Annotated in this window: 2 protein-coding genes; both read right to left on the bottom strand. The window is 74.7% G+C overall.

All coding sequences use genetic code 11. From position 1 onward, the window contains the following. Positions 1 to 1,275 (bottom strand): glycosyltransferase (locus tag AOK18_RS19855; RefSeq protein WP_079105101.1); only part of this gene is annotated, 1,275 nt, incomplete at its 3' end. 225 nt (positions 1,276 to 1,500) lie between these two features. Next, positions 1,501 to 1,758 (bottom strand): hypothetical protein, encoded by a 258-nt coding sequence (locus AOK18_RS33085; RefSeq protein ID WP_055695241.1) that lies wholly within the window; start codon positions 1,756 to 1,758, stop codon positions 1,501 to 1,503. Positions 1,759 to 1,867: the final 109 nt, after the last annotated feature.

The raw sequence follows: 1,867 nt of genomic DNA, 5'->3' as shown, positions 1-1,867 counted from the left end.
CGCCGCCTCCTCGGCGGCGAGGGTGCGCACCTCGGGCAGCAGGGCGGCGGCGGCGAAGAAGGCGACGCCGGGCAGCATGAACAGCAGGACCCGGAAGATCATCTCGTTGCCGTAGCCGCTCGCCGCGAACATCGGCAGCGGGGCCGCCGTGATCACCAGCAGCGGCATCGCCCGGTACCGCAGTACGGGTTGCCGGCGGACCCCGGCCAGCGCCAGCAGCAGGACGGAGCCCGAGAGCAGCCTGGCCGCCCACGAGCCGGTGAGCGCGCCGGCGCCGGTCGGGGTGGTGCCGTACCCCCTCTCGACGTTGCCGCCGACGTCGCCCACGGCGCGGAGCATGTCCGGCAGCGCGGCGGACAGGAAGGGCAGCGCGGCCGTCGCGCACCAGGCCAGGAAGAGGACGACCGTGGTGGCCACCGGAACCCAGTCCCGGTGGCGGCGGAGCAGGACCAGCGCGAGCAGCGACACGACCAGCATGGCCGGGGTGAGCTGGTGCGAGATGACGATCGCCACCACCAGCACGGTGAGCAGGACCGTCCAGACCGCCTGCCCCCGCCGCCCGCCGCCCCCGCCGGTACGGCCGTAGCGGCGCAGCACCACGGCCAGCACTCCGAGGTGCAGCGCGAAGGCGACGGACTGCGGGGAGAAGTAGTCCTGGCCCACCCAGTTGGCGACGAAGAAGAGCCAGACCGCGGTCCAGATCAGCCGCCCGTCCCCGGTGAAGGTGCGGTAGACCAGCAGCAGCGGGAACAGCAGCAGCAGACTGGACGCCAGCGGCCACCACGCCATGTACATCGCGGCCGAGTCCACGCCCAGCAGCCGCACCAGCGCCGCCTGCGCGGCGAAGAAGCCCGGCCACTGGTCGTAGACCGCCATGTCACCGATCCGGTCGGCGCTCTGGAGCCCGCCGGCGGTCAGCAGGTGGTCGACGACACCGTCGTGCTTCCACGCCCAGGCGTACAGCGGGGTCGGGTAGAGCACGGCCTGCGTGGCGCGTTCCATCACCAGCAGACCGAGCACGTACGCCGCCGGCCAGCCGCCGGCCCGCCGCCGGTCGCGGACCGTGCACCAGAAGCCGGTGGTGAGGACGGCGAGGCCGGCCCAGAAGGCCGGGTGGAGCGCGGTGAGCAGGCCGTAGTCGTCGAGCCGCGACACGTCGGTGTGCCGTACCGCGTACAGCCACAGGGCGAGCGCCGCGCACAGCGGCAGGAGGAGGTGGAACGCGGGGGCGCGCCGCGCGGACCAGAGGGGCGGCAGGTCGGAGAGGTCCGTCACGGGTTCCCGGACCGGGGCCGGCGGCTCCGGGGAGGGGCGGCTCCGCGACCCGGTCCGCGAAGGCGGTTCCGCGGGAATGTCCGCAGGACGGTCCGCGGGGGTGGCGGGTGTCGACGCGCCCTCCGGTACGGGCCCGGACGCGGATCTCTCGCGTGGAGTGGCTGGCGGACGCACGGTGGTTCCCCCCTGGCGGTTCGGCTCCGGAAGCTCGGTCCGTTCGCTGGTTCAGCCGTTCGGTCGTCTGTGGTCGGACGGCCCCGACGCCGGTGCGCTCCCGCGGAACGGGGGCAGCCGGAGCAGGAGCAGCAGCAGAAGCAGTGCCGCGAGCAGCGGCGGGGACACGGGGGCGAGCGCGTCCCGCCCCACCCAGCCGGCCACGGCGACGAGGTACAGCGCCCCCCAGCGCCCCGGCCGGGACAGCAGGCCGCCGCCCACCCGCTCGAACAGCGGCCACAGCACGACGAGGCACAGCAACTGGCACACCGGTGGGCGGGGCGTGCTACGTCCGGGCCGCCGGATTCCTCGCGGACGCGGTGGGAGCCGACGGGCCGGAGCCGTTGCTGCGCTGGACGCCACCGGTGTGCCAGTTGCT

The sequence above is a fragment of the Streptomyces prasinopilosus genome (genome assembly GCF_001419695.1).
Classification (GTDB): domain Bacteria; phylum Actinomycetota; class Actinomycetes; order Streptomycetales; family Streptomycetaceae; genus Streptomyces; species Streptomyces prasinopilosus.
Note: the sequence above shows the minus strand (reverse complement) of the source record. Positions and strands in the feature narration are given on the sequence as shown.